We start from the raw sequence: 21,003 nt of genomic DNA on the forward strand, positions 1-21,003 counted from the left end.
AGGCCAACCCCCTATGAATAACTTGAATTGGCTGGCGGTGACGCCTGAAATCCTGCTGCTGGGGATGGCCTGCTTGGTGGCCCTGGTGGATCTGTTCGTGACTTGCCCGCGCCGCCGCCCAACCTACTGGTTGTCGCTGTTGTCGCTGGCAGGTGTGGCCGGCTTGCACTTGGCCCACATCGATAACCCCGCTTCGGCCTACGCCATGCAGGGCATGGTGGTGACCGATCCCATGTCGCACCTGCTGTCGTTCTGTGCGACGCTGGCGGTGATGGCCAGCTTGGTCTATGCGCAAAGCTACGCGGGTGATCGTGAAATGCTCAAGGGCGAGCTGTTCTCTCTGAGCATGCTGTCGCTGCTGGGCATCTCGATCATGATCATTGGCAACAACTTCCTGACCATCTATCTGGGTCTGGAGTTGATGTCCCTGTCCTTGTACGCTCTGGTGGCACTGCGTCGTGACAACGCGACCGCGACGGAAGCGGCAATGAAGTACTTCGTACTGGGTGCGTTGGCCAGTGGTTTCTTGCTGTACGGCCTGTCGATGATGTACGGTGCCACCGGTTCGCTGGACCTCAGCGAGGTTTACAAGGCGACCCTGACTGGTCAGATCAACAAGCAAGTGTTGGCGTTTGGCTTGGTCTTCATCGTGGCCGGTCTCGCATTCAAACTGGGTGTGGTGCCTTTCCACATGTGGGTACCTGACGTGTACCAAGGCGCCCCCACAGCTGCCACGCTGCTGGTGGCCGGTGCTCCCAAGCTGGCCGCTTTCGCGATCACCATCCGTCTGCTGGTCGAAGGCCTGATCAATACCGCGACCGACTGGCAACAGATGTTGATGATCCTGGCTGTTTTGTCCATGACCATCGGTAACCTGGCGGCGATTGCTCAGACCAATCTCAAGCGCATGCTGGCGTACTCGGGTATTGCTCAGCTGGGCTTCATGCTGCTGGGCTTTGTGCCTAGCGTGGTGTCGGGCAACACTGTGTCGGCTGGTAACGGCTATGGCTCGTCGCTGTTCTACATCCTGATCTATGTGCTGACCACCCTCGGTACCTTCGGCTTGATCATGCTGTTGGCTCGCCCAGGCTTTGAATCGGAGCAGATCTCTGATCTGGCCGGTTTGAACAAGCGCAGCCCATTGCTGGCTGGTGTGATGGCCGTATTCATGTTCTCCCTGGCTGGCATTCCACCGACCGCCGGTTTCTATGCCAAGCTGGCTGTGCTGCAGGCGCTGATCACCACCAACTCGCCCTTGCTGTTGCAAGTGTCGATTTTGGCTGTGCTGTTGTCGCTGGTGGGGGCGTTCTACTACCTGCGTGTGGTCAAGGTGATGTACTTTGACGAGCCGGTCGATCCAACGCCGCTCAACGAAGGCAGCCAGGCTCGTGCGCTGTTGTCGGTGAATGCGCTGGCTGTTCTTGTCTTGGGTGTCTTGCCCGGTGGCCTGATGGCGCTGTGCGCGCGCGCCATCACCCAGTCTCTGGCTGGCTGATTTTTGTAGCTGAATCGAATCCCATGCCTGGATTGGTTCCAACTTGGTCAGTGGCAGTGGTCCTTGTGGTGACCCTGTTGCTGGCCAATTTGCCATTTTTCTCGGACCGCATTTTTGTGGTCGGCCCGAGGCGTTCGCCCAAGTCTGTGGCGTGGCGCTTGATCGAGTTGCTGGTCTTCACGGCTGTGACCGCCGTGATTGGCCGGACGCTGGAATCTCACCTGGGACAGGTGAGCCCCCTGCGCTGGGAGTTCGTGGCCGTGTGGGTGTGCGTGGTCGCCACCTTCGCGTTTCCGGGCTTTGTGTGGCGTTACTTGCGCCGTCATTGAGTCATGGACGTTTCGAAGCCTCCGTTCGGAGACGATGACGCGCATCTCCGGGAAACCACGGTTTCTTCTCAGACCGTCTATCAGGGCCACTTCCTCCAACTCAAACGCGATGAAATTGCCTTGCCCGATGGTGGGCGGGCCGCTCGGGAATATGTGATTCACCCCGGTGCGGTGATGATCGTGGCAGTGTTGCCTGATGGGCGTTTGGTGATGGAGCGCCAGTATCGCTACCCGGTACGGCAGACCATGATTGAATTCCCTGCTGGCAAGCTGGATGCGGGCGAGGGGGGATTGGCCTGCGCACAGCGTGAACTCCACGAGGAGACTGGCTACCGTGCCAGGCGTTGGGCCAGAGCAGGGGTCATGCATCCGGTTATTGGCTATGCCACCGAGGTCATTGAAATCTGGTTCGCTGACGAATTGACGTTGGAGCAGCGCCACCTGGACGAGGGTGAGTTCCTGGATGTGTTTGCGGCGTCCCAGGACCAACTGGAAGCATGGATGCAGGCAGGCCAGTTGACCGATGCCAAGACGATCGTGGGCATGATGTGGCTGCAGCGTTGGCGCGCGGGTCATTGCCAGTTCGACTGGCAGACTGTAGATTGAGACGGTCTGGGCTTCAGACCGGTGAGTAAGCCATGCTGGTTGTCGATCTGGTGTGTGCCGATGGGCACCGTTTCGAGGGTTGGTTTCAGTCTGCGGATGATCTCTCATCCCAGCAGGCTCGCGGCCTATTGAGCTGCCCCGTTTGCGGTCGGCAAGAAGTTCAACGCTTGCCTTCAGCCACCCGGTACAACCGAAACGGTGTAGGCGAGGGCGGCTCGGCGCCGCAGCGATTGGCTCAACCTGAGGAGCCCTCCCGAATGACCGGATTGAGCCCCGATGCGAATGAGGTGGTGCGTGAGTTGCAATCGGCCTACCTGCATGCGGTGCGGCAAGTGATTCAGTCGACCGAAGATGTGGGTGATCGCTTTGTGGATGAGACGCGCAAGATGCACCACGGGGAAGAACCACCGAGGCCCATCCGTGGTCAGGCTACTCCACAAGAGGCTGAATCCTTGAGGGAAGAGGGCATTGACGTGGTCAGTTTCGTTGTGCCCGATGCCCTGAAGGGGCCCGTGCAGTAACGATCGCATGGCTTCTTGGTCGGGGGTGTTGCCTACGTGACCGGATCAGTTTGCCGCGTCGGAATCGATGACGCGCCCAGGGTTCATCAGGCCTAGTGGGTCGAGCGACTGTTTGATCGTGCGCATCCATCGAAGGCGAACGGGGTCGGCCCGAGCGGCGAGTTCGGCCTTTTTGAGTTGACCAATGCCATGCTCTGCAGACAAGGTCCCCTGGAGTTCTTGAACCAGGTCGTACACGATCTGGTTGACTGATTGCTCGTACAACCGCAAGAAGTCATGGTCGGGCATGCCGGATGGGGCCTGTACGTTGTAGTGAAGGTTGCCGTCGCCAAGGTGGCCAAAGCAGACGATGCGGCAGCCTGGGATGGCTGCGGCCAGGCGCGTTCGACAGGTTTGTACGAAGGCCGGCACGGCTGAGGTCGGTATTGCGATGTCGTGCTTGACCATTTGCCCTTCGATTTTCTCGGCCATGGGGATGGTTTCGCGGAGTTGCCACATCGCGCGGTATTGGTGCTGGTTGGTGCTGAGTGTGGCGTTCAAAGCCAAACCTTGATGCATTGCGTTGCTGAGCAACTCTTCCAGTGTGGTCTGCAGTGACTCTGCAGATTGCGGGCCCGCAGCGTCGAGCAGGATCAGCCAGTCGGGCGCCTCGCCCTCAGTGGTAGACATCAGGGTGTCGGCCACACGGGCTTGCGTTGGCGTGTGGCGCTGGGCGATCTGGTAGGCATCGCGGTGAATGACTTCGAAGCCGGTGAGGTTTGCGTCCAGGTGCTTGCGGGCCAGTGCCAATAGGCTGACGGCAGCCTGGATGTCGGCGCAGGTGATCAGAGCGGCTTGTTGCGAGCGAGGTCGAGGGAACAGTCTCAGCGTGGCGGCGGTGATCACGGCCAGCGTGCCTTCGGAGCCAATCAGCAAATCTTTGGTGGCGTAGCCGGTGTTGTCTTTGCGCAGTGAGCGGAGGTCATTCAGGACGCTGCCTTCTGCCGTGACGGCCTCGACTCCGAGGCAGAGATCTCTGGCGGTTCCAAAGCGCAGCACCTGAGTGCCTCCTGCATTGGTGGCGAGGTTGCCGCCAATGGTGCAACTGCCCTCCGAGGCGAGACTCAGGGGGAACAGCAGGCCGGCGTCAATGGCCGCATCCTGAACCTGTTGCAGCGTGCAGCCCGCTTCCACGCTGATGGAGAGGTTGTTTGCATCGACAGCCAGAACGCGATTCATGCGCCGGAGGTTGAGCACCAGTTGAGTGCCCGACTCGTTCGGGACCGAGCCCCCGACCAGACTGGTGTTGCCTCCTTGGGGGACCAGCGAGACTTGGTTCATGCCGCACCAGCGGACGATCTCTTGCACTTCGAGGCTTGAGCCAGGGAACACGATGGCCAGAGCCCGACCTTGATACCGCTTGCGCCAGTCTTGCTCGTACGGCAGGCGATCAGATTCGACCTGATCGGGGCCGATCAGCGGCAGAGCGGGGAAGCGGGCGCGCAGATCGTCCAGCAAACCGGCCCTGGACGGTTGTGTCATGACTTTGGCGCCTTGGGGGGGAGTACGCGTAAACGCAAGCGCACGTAAATGGCGCAGGCGGCGAACAGCGCCACGCTGAGCGCGGTTTCGATGATGGCCAGTTGCTGAGACAGGCCGTGGTCGCTGGTGGCGCGGACCACACCTTCGGTGAAGTACAGCCAGACCAGCAGCGAGAGCCAGCGATAGGTGTAAAGGCGGTGTTTCAGAAGCCCCGAGAGTGCCAAGGTGAGCGGCAGCACTTTGAAGGCGAGGGCGCCAGTGCCGCCGGCCAGCGGGGCGAGCTTGAGTTCCCAGGCTAGACCCAGGACGATGAGGCCCACCACGCAGAGCAGGGAAACGATGCGCAGGTGTTCGATGGTGCGGCGACGCTCTGGTGGGTGTTCTCCCACAATGAGGGACTCAGGGGCTTGGTTGTCTGACATGGACTGGGGTGTCTCGGATCTACGGCAAAGCGCAACTTTAGCCGTTGCGGCTGGCATCATAGCCAGATGATTTCCAAATGGACGAAATGGCAGGCGGCGCAGCATCGCTGGGCGCTTCTGATCGCGACCCTGCAGCAGTGGCCGTGGATGCAGACCATTCATACCCTGCGCCAACGTTTTCGTGAAGACCGGCTGGGGCTGACGGCGGGTAGCCTGACTTTTACCACCACGATTGCGCTGGTGCCTCTGGCTACCGTCATGTTGGCCTTGTTCAGTGCGTTTCCGGTGTTTTCTCGGTTTCGCAAGGCGGTGGAACAGGAGTTCATCACCGCGTGGGTGCCTGACGCCATTGCCAAGCAGGTTTTGCTGTCGATGGGCAAGTTCACGGGCAAGGCCAGTCAGTTGGGTGGCGTGGGCATGGTGGCCCTGGGTCTGACGGCCATGGCTTTGATGCTGACGATTGACCACACCCTCAATGGCATCTGGCGGGTACGTCGGGTGCGGCCCATTGCTCAGCGTGTGCTGGTGTATTGGGCAGCATTGACTCTGGGGCCGCTGATGATTGGCGCCAGCCTCTCGGTCACGTCGTATTTGCTATCGGCCTCCCGAGGGTGGGTGGATGCGGTGCCGGGCGGCGTCGGTTTCCTGTTGAGCCTGGTGGTGTTCTGCATGCAGACGGCCGGTTTTGCCGCCCTCTACAAATACGTCCCCAACACGTTTGTCCGTTGGGAGCACGCCTGGGCAGGCGCCATTTTTGCCTCGGGTGGCCTGGAGTTGGCTCAAAAGGGCTTGGCGCTGTATCTGGGCAAGGTGCCGGTTTACGCCACCATCTATGGGGCCTTCGCAGCCGTACCCATTTTTCTGGTGTGGATTTATGTGAGCTGGGTGACCGTGTTGATGGGGGCCGTGGTGGCGGCCTACACGCCCAGTCTGGTGTCGCAGGTCAAGCGCTGGCCGGACACACCGGGGCAGCGCTTTCAGATTTGCCTGGCGGTGCTCAAGACCTTGGCGGGTGTTCAGCATCAGCCTCAGCGGGGGTTCAGCGCCGAGGCTTTGGCCGATCGACTGAAAACCGACCCCTTGCAGATTGAGCCGGTTCTGGAGTTGTTGATCGAACTGGATTGGGTCGGTCTGCTGGATGATGCAAACGAAGAGCAGGGGGGGCGTTATGTGTTGCTGTGCGATCCTGCCTTGACGGAACTGGCTCCCTTGCTGGGGAGGGTCTTGCTGCAACCCGATGGGTTTACGGTGGGATTCTGGGCCGCAGCGAAATTGGATGAGATCACGCTGGCGCAAGCGATTTCAGATTGATCGCCACTCGTCAATGCCGTCGAGTGCGTGACTTTGCGGGTTCGGCCCTATTTTTTTGCCCTTGCTTCCATCTGATCCTATTGGCTCAGGCTGTGGCTTGAGGCAATATGTTTCAGCCGACTGTCCTGCACCTGCTTGCACAACTTGATCGAGGAGACAGACCATGAAAGTCAGCGATATCCTGCGTGTCAAAGGCAGTACCCTTTTCACTGTCATGCCTGATCAGCCCCTGGCTGATGCAGCCAAGACCATGGCCGAGCATGACATCGGTTCTTTGGTCGTCATGGAGCACGGTGATCTGGTCGGCATGCTCACATTCCGCGAAGTGATTCAGGCAGTGGTGCGTGCCGGTGGCACTGTGGCTGGCACGGTGCGCTCGGTGATGGACGATCATCCATTGATCTGCACTCCAGAAACCGAGATCGACGAAGTGCGTCGGATGATGCTGAATCACCATGCGCGCTACATGCCGGTGATGACGCACAAGACCTTGATGGGGGTGATTTCTTTCTATGACGTGGCCAAGGCCGTGGTCGATAGTCAGGATTTCGAAAACCGCATGCTCAAGGCCTACATCCGCGATTGGCCCGTGGAAGACGAGACGGCCGCAGAGCGCCGTGTGTTGTTGTGACCCCTGACGGCGGTCTGATGTGTGCAAGGCGCCCGGCATGTCCGGGCGTTTTCACGAGACAATAGCGGTTTCGCGTTTGAAATTCTGGTTGGCGCTATGTCTGGCAGCTCTTTTGGTCTTCTGTTCACCGTTACCAACTTTGGCGAGTCGCACGGCCCGGCCATTGGCTGCGTCATTGACGGGTGCCCTCCAGGCATGGAATTGTCTGAAGCCGATATCCAGCCTGATCTGGATCGTCGTCGCCCAGGCACCTCGCGTCACGTGACGCAGCGAAATGAGCCCGATGCGGTGGAAATCCTCAGCGGGGTCTACGAGGGCAAGACAACCGGTACGCCCATCGCGCTGCTGATTCGCAATACCGACCAGCGCAGCAAGGACTACGGCAACATTGTCCAGACCTTCCGTCCTGGGCACGCTGACTACACCTACTGGCACAAATATGGCATTCGTGATCCGCGTGGTGGTGGCCGCTCTTCGGCGCGTTTGACGGCGCCCATGGTCGCGGCCGGCGCTGTGGCCAAGAAGTGGCTGAAGGAGCACCATGGCATTGCCATTCGCGGCTGCATGACGCAGTTGGGCGCGATTGAGATCGCCCATGAGGGCTGGGAGCATGTGCCCAACAACCCATTTTTTGCGCCTAACGTCAGTCAAATTGCGGCATTGGAGTCCTACATGGACGAATTGCGCAAGGCGGGTGATTCCTGTGGCGCTCGCCTGATGGTGGAAGCCAGTGGGCTGCCAGTGGGCTGGGGGCAGCCTTTGTTCGACAAACTCGATGCCGACATTGCGTACGCCATGATGGGCATCAATGCGGTCAAGGGCGTGGAGATTGGTGCGGGCTTTGGTTGCGTCACCCAGCGCGGTAGCGAGCATGGCGACGAACTGACCCCCGAAGGATTTGGTTCGAACCATTCCGGTGGGGTTTTGGGGGGCATGTCGACCGGACAAGACCTGCGTGTGTCGATGGCGATCAAGCCGACCAGTTCCATTCGGATTCCGCGCCAGTCGATTGACCTGGACGGGCAGCCTGCCACCGTGGAAACTTTCGGGCGCCACGATCCGTGCGTGGGTATTCGTGCCACACCGATTGCCGAAGCCATGCTGGCGTTGGTGTTGATCGACCATGCTTTGCAGCACCGCGCTCAGTGCGGCGACGTCCACGTGGCCACTCCGGCGATTCCCGCCCACCGCTGATTCGGTCCATACCGAGAGACCGAGGGGTGCGGCGCCCCATCGGAAACGACAAAGGCCTCTGATCGAGGCCTTTTCTTTTGTGGCAAGCCGGGCTCAGTTGCTGAGTTCTGAGGCGGTGTCGGGGCGTTCGATCAGCTCGATCTTGTAGCCATCCGGGTCCGTGATGAACGCAATGACGGTCTGGCCGCCTTTGACCGGGCCGGCTTCACGGGTGACGGCACCACCCAGCGCAGCGGCTTTCGCGCGCACGGCATCGCAGACGGCTGCAGCGTTGTCGACGCCGACGGCGATGTGCCCGTAAGCGGTGCCCAGTTCGTATTGGGTGACCCCGTAGTTGTAGGTCAGTTCGATTTCTGCGTGTTCAGGGTTGCGGCCATAACCCAGAAAGGCCAGCGTGTATTGCTGGTCAGGACGGTCTGTCGTTCGCAGCAGGGTCATGCCCATGACCTGGGTATAGAAGTCGATGGAGCGCTGGAGGTCGCCAACGCGGAGCATGGTGTGCAGGATGCGCATGGTGCTTGGGGTCTTGAGTGCGAAAACCCTGAGTCTGCCAGGGTTGCGATGACGGCGCCGGGGCGCCGCGCAACAACCCTGGCATCAATCGACTTACTTGAACTGAGGCAGCAGGACGCTGTCAATCAGCCAGACGGTACCGTTGGTGGTCTTGACGCCCTTGCAGTTGGCGGTGGACTGGTTCACCGATGCGCCATCGGCATCAAACCCCAGGTAAACGGTTTGGCCTTGCAGGGTCTTCACTTGCGTGGGGATCAGGTTGCGACGTGGGTCGGCATGGGCGGTGGTGACGTGGTAGGTCAACACCGAGGTCAGCAAGTTGATGTCACTGCCGATCAGGTTAAGCAGTGGGGCTGGCACCTTGGAAAAGGCGGCGTTGGTGGGAGCGAATACGGTCAAGGGGCCCTTGCCGGCCAGTGGGCCGACGAGGTTGGCGGCTTGTACCAGGCTGACCAAGGTGCTCAGTTCAGGCGTGGCCACGGCCGCGTCCACGATGGTGCCAGGGAACTCGGTCAGTTGGGTGTTGCGGCATTTCACATAGTTTGACCAAGGTAGGCCGGTGGCTTGTGCCGCGGGGCTGGCCAGCAGGCCGGCGGCCATGGCCACGCCAGCCACAGCGGCTTGAACGGAGAAGGTGAACTTGCGGGTGTAGTGCTTCATGTCTTGCCTGTTGTGTGTTTCGTTTTGAAACCGATCTGTATGCATCGGGACCAATCAGTCGTATTGTGAACTGATCGGTATTATTTTGCTCAAAAAAGTCGCACGCGTGGTTTGACCACACGACAAGCAAGGGAATAGCGGGCGATGGGAGAGGTGGGTGGTCAGGGGCGCTGAAGCGCCACGGGAACCCAGCCCCGAACGCTGTTGATCAAGGCCAGTCCGGTGGCGCGAGGCAGGTCATGGAGGTGGATGACCGCTTCTCGGAGGTGTCCCTCGGCCAGCAGGCTTTGTCGCATCACGCCGGGTAGTAAGCCGCAGTGTGTGGCGGGGGTGAGCCATTGCCCATCGAGCTCGATGGCCAGGTTGCCGATTGTGAACTCGGTGAGTTCTTGCGCCTGGTTGTAGAGCAGGGTGTCAAAAAAGCCCTGCGGCGGGGCGTGGCGCGCGTAGGCCACTCGATGCGTGGTCTTGTGCCAGATGAAGGCGTCGGCGGGGGGCATGGGGGCTGACGCCAGTGCCACTCGCAATGGACTTGCGGGTGTGGCTAATGGGGCGGCTTCAACCTGTACTTGCCCATGTGCATCAACGAGTAGCCGTGCCTTGAATGTGCCCCTGGGGTGCTCAGCGCAAAGGCGGTCAAGCTCTTGGTCAATGTTCTGAGCCAGTCGCAGGCGGGTGGTGTCGTCGATGAAGTGGAAGGCCGAAGCGGCCCGCAGGATGCGCGCCAGATGCAGGTCGCGACGAGCCAGTGCGCCGTCTTCTAGCCTGAATGACTCGAGAAGCTGGAACGGCGCGGCAGCGCGGGCCAGGAAGGAGCGCTTCGCCATCCATTCGCGGGCCTCGCCTTCGCCGGTGGCGTCAAGTGTGATGCCGCTGCCAATGCCGCAGGTGGCGGCCATGGGCTGCGCTTGGGTATCGATGTAGACCGTGCGGATGGGGACGTTCAGGGTGACTTGCCCGCCGGGTTGCATGATGCCGCTGGCGCCGCAGTACACACCTCTGGGCGTCGGCTCGAGTTCGGCGATGCGACGCATGGCCTGGCGTTTGGGCGCACCGGTGACCGAGCCGCAGGGAAACAACGCGGAGAGGATGTCGTTGATTGTCGTGCCCTCACGGCTGGAAGCCGTGATGGTGGAGGTCATTTGCCACACGGTGGGCAAGGCTTGCACGTCGAACAGCGACGGCACCGTCACCGTACCCGTACGTGCCACCCGCGACAGGTCGTTGCGCAGCAAATCGACGATCATCAGGTTTTCGGCGCGTTCCTTGGCGCTGCTGGCAAGGTGCTGTCTCGCTTGCAGATCGGCTTCGGCATCGAAGGCGCGCGGGGCGGTGCCCTTCATCGGCCTCGTGGTGAGGGTGCCCTGGTGCCAGTCGAAAAACAGCTCGGGCGAGGCGCTGAGGACAGCCCCGGCACCAGCGGCCGAGGCATCGAGCATGAGGGCATAGCCTGCGGGCTGGGCGCGCCACAGCGCCTGGAAGCAAGCCTCCAGGTTGCCTTGGAACGGGCCCGACAGACGATCCGTGAGGTTGACCTGATAGACGTCACCTTGTCGAATCCAGTCAAGGATGGTTTCGATGTGGCGATGGATGTCTGGCTCTGACCAGCCTGCCTGCCAGGGGCCGAGCTGCCATGTGTGTTCGGGTTCGTGACCAGGAGAGAACTGTGGCCAAGGATGGGCCTGATCAAACACGGCCCAGGCAGCGTACGGCTGCTGGCGGGCCAAGGTTTTGACCGGCAGATCTGGATTCCAAGCCGAGGCCGCCTCGTAAGCGACCCAGCCGACGCACCAGGCGCCCTGCTGAGCTTGGGCGTGAGCTTGTGCGAGGACTTCCGGTACCTCCTCGGGCTGCCAGGCGAGAAGCCAGGCTTTGGCCGGTCCGAAGCAGCGCTTCAGGCGCGGTGCATCGGGGGCCTGGCTGCTGGGAAAGTCCACCCATGCGATCGGGCGGTTGACGGGGGTGTCAGTCACCTTGGCGGCCGCGCCAGAACGCCAGTGCGGCGATGGCCACGGTCATCAGAAAGAGGGCCAGAGACCAGAACTCGAACGGCACGCCCAGGACGCTCACCGCCGCATCAGCACACGTGGCGCGCACTTCGAAGATGTCAGGCCAGCGTGAGTCCAGCCCGATGGTGGTGATGATGCGGTCGGCCAGGGTCAGGGCGCAGGAGTTGGTTTTGGCGGCCACGAAGTGCTGCCACAGCGCCGCAGCGGCACCGGATGCCGCCAGGGGAATGAGCAGCAGGGACAGCAGTTGGCGAGCCCATTTGACTGGGGCTGCAGCGGCCAGAAGGGCCAGCGACCCGATGGCCATGATCTGCATGCGCTGCAAGATGCACCAGGGACAAGGCTCCATGCCGAAACGGTGCTGTGCGACCAGGGCCAGTGCCACGGATGCAGCGCAGACCAGGCCCAAACCGAAGAGCCAAAGACGGGGGGCGCGCCAGTTGATCAGCATGATGACAATCAGGCCACTTCGGCGATCAGTTCGATTTCAACGCAAGCGCCCAGAGGGACCTGGGCGACGCCGAAGGCGCTGCGAGCGTGCACGCCTTTTTCGCCAAATACTTCGCCGAGCAGTTCGGAGCAGCCATTGGTGACCAGGTGGTGCTCAGTGAAGTCCTGGGTGCTATTGACCAAGCTCATGACCTTGACAATGCGCACGACGTTGTCGAGGCCCTTGGCAGCCACAGCCAGCGTGCCCAGCAGGTCGATGGCCACGGCGCGAGCCGCCAGCTTGCCTTCTTCGGTATTCATGTCCTGGCCGAGTTTGCCCACCCACACTTTTCCGTCTTTCTTGGCGATGTGGCCCGACAGAAAAATGGTCTTGCCAGTTTGTGCGTAAGGCACATACGAAGCGGCGGGAATGGCAACGGGCGGCAGGGTGATGCCGAGTTCTTGGAGTCGGGCGTTGATGGACATGATTTTGGGCGGCGCGCCTGAATGGGTTCGACAGTCGGCGACGGTGTCCCTCGCAGGAGGGGCAACCCACTTAGTGGGGGTCGCACGGCAATGGGCCGATCCTACACTGAGCTGATCAGTATCAGCAGTGCAGGGTTGTCATGGTGTGGTGGCTCGTGGCCATGTTGTCATGGTTGGCCGGGGTCGGGTGGCAGGTGAATCAGGCGCAGATCAGCTCCTGGGCCATGTCGGTGGCCGTGGTGGGTATGAGTCTGCTCGTGCTTGCGGCGGCCTGGTATGGCAGGGGGAGTGCCTGGGCGAAGTGGTCGAAGTGGGGTGTTTTGGCCTTTGCGGGCCTGGGTTGGGGCATGGCCCAATGGCGGGCGGCCGAACTATGGCATGAGCAACTGCCGCCCCATGGGGCGGACCAAAGCGTGGCGCTGCGAATTCAAGTCGACAGCATGGTGCAGCTTCAGGTGCCTCCAGCCGGACTAACCAGCCGGTTACGCGCAGGGAGCCGAGCGTCGTTTGAGGCCAGGGTGCTGGCGTATCGCCTGCCTGGGCAGGCCTGGATGACGCCCGATCAGATGCGCCCGAATGCCTGGCCCAGGCGCGTGCTGGTTCGGTGGCAAGGTCTGACCAGACCTGATCCGTCAGGAAGCGACGTCGCTGAGCACAGTTTGGTCCCCGGGCAACGCTGGGAAGTCACGGCGCGCCTGCATGCACCGGATGGTCAGTCCAACCCGGGCGGCTTCGATGCCGAGTTGATGCAGTGGGGGCGTGGTGTGCGCGCGCTGGCCAACGTGCGCGCCGCCGAGGCGCGTTGGGTGTCTGACTCTCCCGCTTGGTTCTGGCAGGGGCGTGTCGATCGGTTCCGTAGCGCGGTACGCGACCGCATCCATGCGCAGGTGTCTGACCCACGCCTGGCAGGGGTGCTGGCCGGTCTGGCTGTGGGCGATCAAGGGGCGATTGATCAGGCCGACTGGGAGGTGTTTCGGCAGACGGGAGTGGCGCACCTGGTCAGCATCAGCGGTGGGCATGTGGCTATGTTTGGCTGGCTGGCCGCCTGGTTGATTCAGCCTTTGTGGTTGCGAACAGGCAAGCTGGCCTGGCGCATTCCTTCGCCCAATGCAGCGCGGGTGGGCGGGGCTTTGGCGGCCTGGATGTATGCGGTCTTGGCTGGCTGGGGCGTGCCCGCACAGCGTACTGTGGTCATGCTGTTGGTGTTCACCGCCTTGCGGGTATCGGGGCGCCGTTGGCCCTGGCCCATGGTGTGGTTGTTGGCGGCGGTGGCTGTGTCTTGGTGGGATCCGTGGGCCTGCCTGCAGGCGGGATTCTGGTTGTCATTCGTGGCCGTGGGCATATTGATGTCAATGCCATCACCCGTGCGGCTGCAACCCGACCCCAAGGCTTCTGCGATGGCGCGTGTCTGGGGGCTGGGGCGGCAAGCCATGGGAGGCTTGTGGTCCACGCAGTGGCGGGTGTCCCTGGGGTTGGCGCCTTTGAGTCTGGTGTTTTTTCAGGCCACGTCGTGGGTCAGTCTGCCGGCCAACCTGATTGCCATTCCGGTGTTCACGGCGCTGATCACGCCATTGGCTCTGCTGGGTATGGCTTGGGCCCCATTGTGGACGCTGGGGGCCGCGGTGGTGCAGGCCAGTGTGGGCGGGTTGACCTGGTTGGCACAATCTGCTGGGGCGATGTGGCAGGTGCCCATGCTTCCCCTGTGGGCCGCTGCGGGGGCTGTGTGGGCCGGTGCCGTATGGGTCTGGCCCATGCGCATGGCCTGGCGCTTGTTGAGCTTGCCTTTGCTGCTGCCGCTGGTTTGGTTGCCGCAATCGTGGCGTGTCTGGCCCGTACCCGAGGTGGGCGAGTTCACGGTGTTGGCCGCTGACGTGGGGCAGGGTACCGCCGCCTTGGTGCAAACGCGCAGCCATACCCTGATGTTTGATACGGGGCCCGCGGTGGGCGCATCAGACGCGGGTAGGCGTGTGCTGGTGCCCTTGCTGCGAGGGTTGGGCGTGTCGAGCGTGGATGAGCTGCTGCTCAGCCATGGTGATGCGGACCATGTGGGCGGCGCCACTTCGGTGTTGCAGGCGGTGAAGGTGGTGCGCATGAGGTCGTCTCTGGATGATGCGCACCCCCTGCGGGAAGCCCGTGATCCTCGCGGTCACCGAATTGCCCAGCACACCTGTGTGGCAGGTCAGTCATGGAACTGGGATGGGGTGCAGTTCACCGTGTTGCACCCCACGGCAGATGATTTGGCGCAGCGGGAGCACCGCTCAGACAACGCCTTGTCATGTGTGCTGCAGGTGCGGTCGCAGTCGGGGAGGGTGGCCTTGTTGACCGGCGATATCGAGGCCAGGCAGGAAGCCGATCTGGTCGCGCATAGGACAGAGAGCTTGCGTGCAGACTTGCTGTTGGTGCCGCATCACGGCAGCCAAACATCTTCTACCCGCGAGTTTTTGGAAGCCGTGCAACCGCGTTTGTCGGTGATTCAGGTGGGGCGCCGCAACCGCTATGGTCATCCTGCGCCGAAGGTGCTCCAGCGCTATCGTGCCTCGGGTCTGACTTTACTGAGCACGCCAGACTGTGGGGCGGTCATGTGGCGAAGCAGTGGGCCCCAACAGCCTGAGGCGACCGACGTGTGCTGGCGGCTCAAAAGGCCGCATTACTGGCAAGCCAGCCCGACATCAGCCGATACGTCAGTCGCGGCTTTCGAGCAGTGAGGCCAGCACCTTGTCGATGCGCTTGCCATCCATGTCGACCACTTCGAAGCGCCAACCTTCCCACTCGACCACGTCGGTGGTTTGTGGCAGGCGGCCCAGCAGCAGCATCACCATGCCCGCCAGCGTGTTGTAGCGGCCCCGATCTTCGTCAGGCATGGTTTTGAGTTCCAGCCGGTCTTTCAGTTCAGGCACGGGAATCAGGCCATCAATCAACCAGGAGCCATCTTCGCGTTGGATCGCCCAAGCGTCTTCGGCTTCTGGTGGCGTGAATTCACCGGTGATGGCTTCCAGCACATCGCGCAGGGTGATCACGCCTTGGACTTCACCATACTCGTCCACCACGAACACCATTTGCGTGTCAGAGGCGCGGAAGTGTTCCAGCAGTTCCATGCCGGACAAGGTTTCCGGCACGAACACGGCGGGCAGCAGGCCGTCTGACAGGTCGTTGGCCTTTTTCTGGGTCAGTTGATGCAGCAACTGCTGCGCGGTGATGACCCCCAGCACGTCATCCAGGCCCCCCCGGCAAACGGGGTAGCGTGAATAGCCGTGTTCACCAATGATGGCGAGGCTATCTTCCAAAGGGGCATCGATGTTCAGCCACGCGATGTCGCTGCGCGGAATCATCATCGAACCGATCTGACGTTCGTCGAGGCGGAACACATTGCGCACCATCTGGTGCTCGTGTGCTTCGATCACGCCGGCGTCGAGGCCTTCCTCTAGCTGCGCTGCAATTTCCTCTTCAGTCACACTGCGGCTGCCGTTGTCACGGATGCCCAGGATTTTCAGAATGCCTTCGGTTGCGGCAGCCAGCAAGCGCACGAAGGGGCGCGTCAGTTGCGACAGCAGCAACATGGGCTTGGCCACCAGTCGAGCAACAGGCTCGGGGTACATCTGCCCAACCCGCTTGGGAACCAGCTCGCCAAAAATGATGGACACGAAGGTGATGATCATCACCACCAAGCCAGTGGCAGTGATCTCGGCTGCGTTTTCGGTGATGGGGAAATGCTGTTGCAGCCAAGTGGCCAAAGGAGGGGAGAACGCGGCTTCACCGACGATACCGTTGAGCACCCCGATGGAGGTGATGCCGATTTGCACGGTTGACAGGAACTGCGTGGGGTTGTCGTGCAGTGTCATGGCGGTTTGCGCGCCAGCGTCGCCGGTTTCGGCCATGACCTGCAGGCGTGCCTTGCGGCTGGCAGCCAGTGCCATTTCCGACATGGCGAAAATACCGTTCAAAAGAATCAGAAAGATCAGTAGAGCTAAGTCCATAAAAGGCGCCAGCCTCGCTGGGCCCAAAGTCGAGACCCGCGAAGCGTAGCAGAATCCATTCCATGAATTACCTCGTTGGAGACCTGCAAGGTTGCTGCCAGCCCCTGGCGCGCCTGCTGCAGACGATCGATTTCTCGCCCTCGCGTGACCATCTGTATGTGCTGGGCGACCTGGTCAACCGCGGCCCGGACTCGTTGGGCGTGTTGCGCCAATTGGCCGCCTTGGGCAACTCGGCCACCTGTTTGTTGGGGAACCACGATCTGCATTTGCTGGCGGTGGCGCATGGGGTGCGCCGACCGCATCGAAGCGACACCCTCGCCTCGATACTCGAAGCGCCCGATTGCCAGAACTGGCTGAGCTGGATGCGTCAGCAACGTCTTGCCGTATACGAGCATGGCTGGCTGATGGTGCACGCTGGGGTGGTGCCCCAATGGGATGCCGCCCAAACCGTGGCCCTGGCAGCGGAAGTGGAGGCCATGCTGCGCGGCCCCGAGTTGGGCGAGTTCCTCAACACCATGTACGGCAACGAGCCGGCTCGATGGGATGACAGCCTGCAAGGCGTGGACCGTTGGCGTTGCGTGGTCAACAGCCTGACTCGTCTGCGCTTTTGTTCGGTCGACGGCACCATGGAGTTCGCCACCAAGGAAGGCGCCGACGGCGCCCCTGCTGGCTACATGCCCTGGTTTGAGGTGCCTGGACGGCGCACGACCGGCACGCCGGTTGCATTCGGCCACTGGTCGACCCTGGGTTTGATCAACCGCGATGACTTGCTGGCGCTCGATACCGGTTGCGTGTGGGGCGGGCAACTGACTGCGGTTCGTGTGGATGGCGCCACGCGCGAGGTGATTCAGATCCCTTGCGAGCAGGCGCAGAAGCCCGGGCCGGCCTAGCCGCGCTACAATTCCCCGCATGGAAGCTTGGCCGAGTGGTTTAAGGCACCGGTCTTGAAAACCGGCGAGGGCTTATCCCCTCCGTGAGTTCGAATCTCACAGCTTCCGCCAAGCAAGGCCCCAAGTGATTGATTTCACTTGGGGTTTTTTGCATTCAGGCGACAAGTCTGACCTTGCCCAGACCCAGCTGTCGGTCCATGATTACAAGAATACGGACAAGCGAGGCAAGATCGATGGGACAGAAACTCTTGATAGCGGGTGCCAACGGTTTGGTCGGGCAAGGCGTACTCAAGGTGGCGTTGCACGATCCGTCTGTTGACCAAATCACATTGCTGGTTCGCAAGCCGATGCCCGTCGAAGACCCCCGCGTGCGTGTGTGCGTGGTCAGCGATTTTTCTTCCATTGAGCAGTCTGGCGCCGATCTCTCGGGCCTGGATGCCTGCCTCTACTGCGCTGGCGTGCTGCCGGTAGGGATGGGGGAGCAGGCTTATCGCAAGGTGACGGTCGATGTGACACTGGCAGTCGCCCGTGCTTATGCGCGCGCCAACCCAACTGGCCGATTCCTGTACGTCTCGGGCGCAGGGGCCGATGCCAGCAGCTGGATGATGCCGCTGAAAGTGAAGGGCGAGGCCGAAGAAGCGCTGAAACGACTTGGCATTGCGTGCTGCAACCTTCGCCCCGGCATCATTCGCCCGGTTCAAGACGAGGTCTCACCTCATGGCATGCGGCAAGTGGCCTACCGATTGAGTGCCCCGGTTCTTGGCTTGTTTGGCAAGCTGGTTCCATCGATGTTCACGACCACACGTGCATTGGGGCAAGCCATGGTGCAGCTCAGTCGAGCCGACTCGCTGCCTGCGAATCTGGAGAATGCCGCGATCAACCAGTTTGGCGCGTGAGGGTGGACCTGCAGCAATGAACTGGAAGCACGTTCTTTTGGGCCGGGTGCAGTTTGACGCAGCCGAAGAGTACCTGGCCTTCAAATACGCGTTCGCGCTGATTCTGATGTGGGCTGGGCTGCCCTTGCTGGCCTTGTTCATCGGGGGGGATCTGACCGGCGCCAACAGCATTGGTCTGCACCGGTGGACCGTGCGAGCCTATTTCCTGCTGAGTTGCTTATTGATCGCACTACTGCGTGGGCGCAAGCAGTGGTTTGCTCCGGCCGTGTGGGTGTTTGCTGTTGCCTCGCTGGGCGTGCATCTGTCGGGCTTCATGTTTGTGCCGCAAGATGAGTTGCGCCTGGTGTGGTTCTATTCGCTCATTGCTGGCGTCTACATCTTGCTCGGCCGCAGAGCGGGTGCCTTGTTTACCGTGGCGTCAGTGGCCCTTGTTCTGGCTTGCAATCCGCATCAGCCTGCCCCCATTTCCAGCAGAGGGCTGGGGACTTTCATCACCAGCCTGGTATCGCTGAGTGTGATCTTTCATGTCTTCACTCAGCAAACGACCTCGTTCTTTCTGGGCATGTTGAGGTCGAATGAACGTTTGCGGCAGCTATCGGAGCAGGACCCTTTGACCGGCTTGCTCAATGCCCGGGCCTTTGCGCAGGCCTGCGACCGACTGGTTCGTTTGGCTGAAAGACACGGAACCGGCTACGCCGTGCTGTTTGTCGATCTGGACCACTTCAAACGAGTCAATGACCAGTACGGGCACGATGCCGGCGACTGTGTGCTGAGAACCGTGGCGGAAGTGATGCGACAACGGCTGCGTCAAAGCGATGTGCTGGGCCGCGTGGGGGGCGAGGAGTTTGTGATTTTCCTGCCCGATACCGATGCCACTGGGGCTATGCGCCTGGCTGAGGACCTGCGTCGAGACATTGAGGCGAGCTGCCCACGAATTGGCCATGAGCAGCCCTTGCGTGTGACCGCCAGCATCGGTGTGGCACCGGGGCGTGCTGGCGGCAATCTCGAATCGCTGCAGAAACAGGCCGATCAGGCCATGTACCTGGCCAAGGCTGCGGGGCGCAATCGAGTCACTCTGTTCGAGTGAAGCCGGTCAGCCGGCAACTTGCGTGAGTTGGTCGTCGGTCACGAAGTCGGTATACCAGGCATCCAGCGGGCCGCTGATGCGAATGGATTCGACTTCGGGGCGTTGCTTGAGCCAATCAATGAGTGCTTGACGATCCTCTTCGGTCACGCTGCCGCGCCCGGCTTTGGACACGAAACCGCCAGCCGCCCAGCCGCCGAATTCCAGGCCGCGTGGGTCGATCAGCTCATCGAGCAGGGCATCGACAAACAGCACTTCATTGCTGCCCGCCTTGATGGCGGTTTTGTAGGCGAGACCGAACTCCTGAAATTCGCCAACGTGGAGCTTCTTGCGAAGGCGGCGGCTGCGTTGTTTGGCCATGGAGATTCTTTCCGTTCGTTGCTAAGACAGGGGACGCATTGTAGGCAGCAACTGCCTCGCTGTGGTGCATCGTGATAGGCTCGAATTTGTCACTTTCTCTGCAATGAAGGAACCCGACGTGGAGCTTTTGAGCGTGGCCCAGATGGGGCGGGCCGATGCCTTGACCATCGCCTCCGGCATTCCCGGCACCCAATTGATGGCGCGTGCAGGGCAGTCCGTGTTCGATGCCTTGGTGACGCGATGGTCTGTCAGACCAGTGCTGGTTCTGTGTGGGCCGGGCAACAACGGTGGCGATGGCTTTGTGGTGGCGCGTTTGCTTGCTCGGGCCGGGTGGCCGGTGCAAGTGGCGCTGTTCGGGCAGGTTTCGCTGCTCAAGGGCGATGCGCTTTGGGCTGCGCACGATTGGCTCGCTCATTGCCGTGGTCGAGGACTGAGTGAGCCTCAGGCGGTGCTGCCGTGGGCGGATCTGACACCGGCCCTGATTGCACAGGTGGGCCTGGTGGTTGATGCGGTGTTTGGCGCGGGGCTCGCTCGAGCACTGCCTGCCGACTGCGTGGCCGTGTTCAATCAAGTCAGGCAAACCGGGGTGCCAGTGGTGGCCATTGACGTGCCCAGTGGCGTGTGGGGCGACAGTGGTTGGAGTGATCCTGAGCCGCAGGGCGCGTTGGCCGCCGACCTGACGGTGACCTTCTTTCGCAAGAAGCCGGCCCATTGGCTTTACCCCGGGCGGGCTTTGTGTGGCTGGACCGTGGTCGCTGACATTGGCATTGCGCCAGCGGTCTTGCCTGAGTTGGCTGTACAGACCTTTGAGAACACGCCTGAGTTGTGGCGCTCGGCCTGGCCAGGACACGGTGCGCAGGCGCACAAATATCAGCGTGGGCATGCTGTGGTGGTGGGAGGCGCTCGCATGACCGGCGCAGCGCGCCTGGCGGCGAAAGCGGCAGCACGCATCGGCGCGGGGTTGACCACGGTGGCTGCCCCTCAAGTGGCTTGGCCTGTGTATGCCGCGTCGCTCGACTGCATCATGGTGCATGCCATCCAAGGACACTCGGCGCGTGCGCAGGCCGATGACCTGGCCGAATGGTTGACCGATCCTCGGCTGTCGTCTGTGTTGATTGGGCCCGGCGCAGGGGCCGAGGTTCGCCAAGCCGTGCTGGCCGTGTTGCGAAGCGGTCGGAATGTGGTGCTGGATGCGGATGCGCTGACAGCCTTCCAGGATCGTTCTGCCGAGCTGTTCGAGGCGATCAGTCGGTGTCAGGGTCGGGTGGTGCTGACACCACATGAAGGCGAGTTCCAAAGGCTGTTTGGTCGTGTCCTGCCCCAAGATCAAGGACTGGAGCAAGACAAGCTGGCGCGTGCGCGCTGGGCCGCACAGCGCAGTGGCGCGGTGGTGCTGCTCAAGGGGGCTGATACCGTGGTGGCCTCGCCAGACGGGCGTGCAGCCATCAATGGCAATGCGCCCCATTGGTTGGGAACCGCTGGGGCTGGCGACGTGCTGGCCGGCATCATCACGGGCTTGTTGGCCCAAGGCATGCCTGCGTGGGAGGCCGCTTGTGCAGCGGCCTGGGTGCACGGTGAAGCCGCGCGATTGTTTGGTCCCGGCCTGATTGCCGACGACTTGTCAGAGCAGCTGCCTGCCGTGCTGCGATCGCTACACGGCTGGGCCTGATCA

21 protein-coding genes and 1 tRNA gene are annotated in these 21,003 nt (G+C 61.7%); 13 read left to right on the plus strand and 9 right to left on the minus strand.

From position 1 onward, the window contains the following. Positions 1–13: 13 nt before the first annotated feature. The 4 genes from nuoN to VFW72_RS07160 are packed head-to-tail and all read left to right on the plus strand — an operon-like array spanning position 14 to position 2,951. Positions 14–1,495 (plus strand): NADH-quinone oxidoreductase subunit NuoN, encoded by a 1,482-nt coding sequence (gene nuoN / locus VFW72_RS07145; protein WP_329673593.1) that lies wholly within the window; start codon positions 14–16, stop codon positions 1,493–1,495. Positions 1,496–1,518: 23 nt separating this feature from the next. Continuing rightward, entirely contained in the window at positions 1,519–1,824 is a 306-nt protein-coding gene (locus VFW72_RS07150; RefSeq protein ID WP_329673594.1) for a DUF2818 family protein, read from the plus strand. Positions 1,825–1,827: 3 nt separating this feature from the next. After that, complete coding sequence (locus VFW72_RS07155; protein WP_329673595.1) at positions 1,828–2,430, plus strand: NUDIX hydrolase; 603 nt, start codon at positions 1,828–1,830, stop codon at positions 2,428–2,430. A 32-nt stretch (positions 2,431–2,462) separates the two neighbouring features. Further along, a complete protein-coding gene (locus VFW72_RS07160; RefSeq protein ID WP_329673596.1) occupies positions 2,463–2,951 on the plus strand; it encodes a DUF1178 family protein in 489 nt (162 codons plus the stop codon). A 45-nt stretch (positions 2,952–2,996) separates the two neighbouring features. Here the strand turns inward: VFW72_RS07160 and VFW72_RS07165 are convergent, their stop codons facing one another. Then, positions 2,997–4,472, minus strand: coding sequence for an FAD-binding oxidoreductase (locus VFW72_RS07165; protein WP_329673597.1), 1,476 nt, complete (start codon positions 4,470–4,472; stop codon positions 2,997–2,999). Beyond that, positions 4,469–4,894 carry a DUF2069 domain-containing protein gene (locus VFW72_RS07170; protein WP_329673598.1) on the minus strand — a complete coding sequence of 142 codons (426 nt, stop codon included), beginning with the start codon at positions 4,892–4,894 and terminating at the stop codon, positions 4,469–4,471. The genes VFW72_RS07165 and VFW72_RS07170 overlap by 4 nt, the downstream gene beginning before the upstream one ends. A gap of 66 nt (positions 4,895–4,960) precedes the next feature. Here VFW72_RS07170 and VFW72_RS07175 point away from each other — a divergent pair, with 66 nt between their 5' ends. From VFW72_RS07175 to aroC, 3 genes are all read left to right on the plus strand, one after another. Then, entirely contained in the window at positions 4,961–6,205 is a 1,245-nt protein-coding gene (locus VFW72_RS07175; RefSeq protein ID WP_329673599.1) for a YihY family inner membrane protein, read from the plus strand. Positions 6,206–6,368: 163 nt separating this feature from the next. Continuing rightward, positions 6,369–6,836: a CBS domain-containing protein gene (locus tag VFW72_RS07180; RefSeq protein WP_329673600.1), complete on the plus strand. Its 468-nt coding sequence runs from the start codon at positions 6,369–6,371 to the stop codon at positions 6,834–6,836. A gap of 96 nt (positions 6,837–6,932) precedes the next feature. Further along, a complete protein-coding gene (gene aroC, locus VFW72_RS07185; protein ID WP_329673601.1) occupies positions 6,933–8,030 on the plus strand; it encodes a chorismate synthase in 1,098 nt (365 codons plus the stop codon). A 93-nt stretch (positions 8,031–8,123) separates the two neighbouring features. Here the strand turns inward: aroC and gloA are convergent, their stop codons facing one another. From gloA to VFW72_RS07210, 5 genes are all read right to left on the minus strand, one after another. Then, a complete protein-coding gene (gene gloA / locus VFW72_RS07190; RefSeq protein ID WP_329673602.1) occupies positions 8,124–8,543 on the minus strand; it encodes a lactoylglutathione lyase in 420 nt (139 codons plus the stop codon). Positions 8,544–8,636: 93 nt separating this feature from the next. Further along, the gene (locus VFW72_RS07195) at positions 8,637–9,203 is read right to left on the minus strand and encodes a fasciclin domain-containing protein (protein WP_329673603.1); all 567 of its coding nucleotides are present in this window, start codon (positions 9,201–9,203) and stop codon (positions 8,637–8,639) included. Between the two features lie 161 nt (positions 9,204–9,364). Further along, entirely contained in the window at positions 9,365–11,176 is a 1,812-nt protein-coding gene (locus tag VFW72_RS07200; RefSeq protein WP_329673604.1) for a bifunctional anthranilate synthase component I family protein/class IV aminotransferase, read from the minus strand. Then, on the minus strand, positions 11,169–11,663 hold the full coding sequence (locus VFW72_RS07205; protein ID WP_329673605.1) for a disulfide bond formation protein B: 495 nt from the start codon (positions 11,661–11,663) through the stop codon (positions 11,169–11,171). The genes VFW72_RS07200 and VFW72_RS07205 overlap by 8 nt, the downstream gene beginning before the upstream one ends. 8 nt (positions 11,664–11,671) lie before the next feature. Further along, on the minus strand, positions 11,672–12,127 hold the full coding sequence (locus VFW72_RS07210) for a RidA family protein (RefSeq protein WP_329673606.1): 456 nt from the start codon (positions 12,125–12,127) through the stop codon (positions 11,672–11,674). 140 nt (positions 12,128–12,267) lie between these two features. On the opposite strand from VFW72_RS07210, the gene VFW72_RS07215 reads away from it, so the two are divergent. Next, positions 12,268–14,832, plus strand: a complete 2,565-nt coding sequence (locus VFW72_RS07215; protein ID WP_329673607.1) for a DNA internalization-related competence protein ComEC/Rec2 — start codon at positions 12,268–12,270, stop codon at positions 14,830–14,832. Here the strand turns inward: VFW72_RS07215 and VFW72_RS07220 are convergent. Continuing rightward, on the minus strand, positions 14,809–16,101 hold the full coding sequence (locus tag VFW72_RS07220) for a hemolysin family protein (protein WP_329673608.1): 1,293 nt from the start codon (positions 16,099–16,101) through the stop codon (positions 14,809–14,811). The two genes, VFW72_RS07215 and VFW72_RS07220, sit on opposite strands and share 24 nt — an antisense overlap. Positions 16,102–16,163: 62 nt before the next feature. Between VFW72_RS07220 and VFW72_RS07225 the strand changes: the two genes are divergently transcribed. The 4 genes from VFW72_RS07225 to VFW72_RS07240 all read left to right on the plus strand — a co-directional run bounded on the left by VFW72_RS07225 (position 16,164) and on the right by VFW72_RS07240 (position 18,974). Next, positions 16,164–16,991, plus strand: coding sequence for a symmetrical bis(5'-nucleosyl)-tetraphosphatase (locus tag VFW72_RS07225; RefSeq protein ID WP_329673609.1), 828 nt, complete (start codon positions 16,164–16,166; stop codon positions 16,989–16,991). Positions 16,992–17,012: 21 nt separating this feature from the next. Beyond that, positions 17,013–17,102, plus strand: a tRNA-Ser gene (locus VFW72_RS07230). Between the two features lie 122 nt (positions 17,103–17,224). Beyond that, on the plus strand, positions 17,225–17,887 hold the full coding sequence (locus VFW72_RS07235) for an NAD(P)H-binding protein (protein ID WP_329673610.1): 663 nt from the start codon (positions 17,225–17,227) through the stop codon (positions 17,885–17,887). Between the two features lie 16 nt (positions 17,888–17,903). After that, positions 17,904–18,974, plus strand: a complete 1,071-nt coding sequence (locus tag VFW72_RS07240; protein ID WP_329673611.1) for a GGDEF domain-containing protein — start codon at positions 17,904–17,906, stop codon at positions 18,972–18,974. 6 nt (positions 18,975–18,980) lie between these two features. On the opposite strand, the gene VFW72_RS07245 is transcribed toward VFW72_RS07240, so the two are convergent. Beyond that, entirely contained in the window at positions 18,981–19,331 is a 351-nt protein-coding gene (locus VFW72_RS07245) for a YggL family protein (protein WP_329673612.1), read from the minus strand. 118 nt (positions 19,332–19,449) lie between these two features. Between VFW72_RS07245 and VFW72_RS07250 the strand changes: the two genes are divergently transcribed. After that, positions 19,450–21,000: an NAD(P)H-hydrate dehydratase gene (locus VFW72_RS07250; RefSeq protein WP_329673613.1), complete on the plus strand. Its 1,551-nt coding sequence runs from the start codon at positions 19,450–19,452 to the stop codon at positions 20,998–21,000. The last annotated feature ends 3 nt before the right edge of the window (positions 21,001–21,003 follow it).

This window comes from Aquabacterium sp. (genome assembly GCF_036273115.1).
In the GTDB taxonomy this organism is placed as follows: Bacteria; Pseudomonadota; Gammaproteobacteria; order Burkholderiales; family Burkholderiaceae_C; genus Aquabacterium.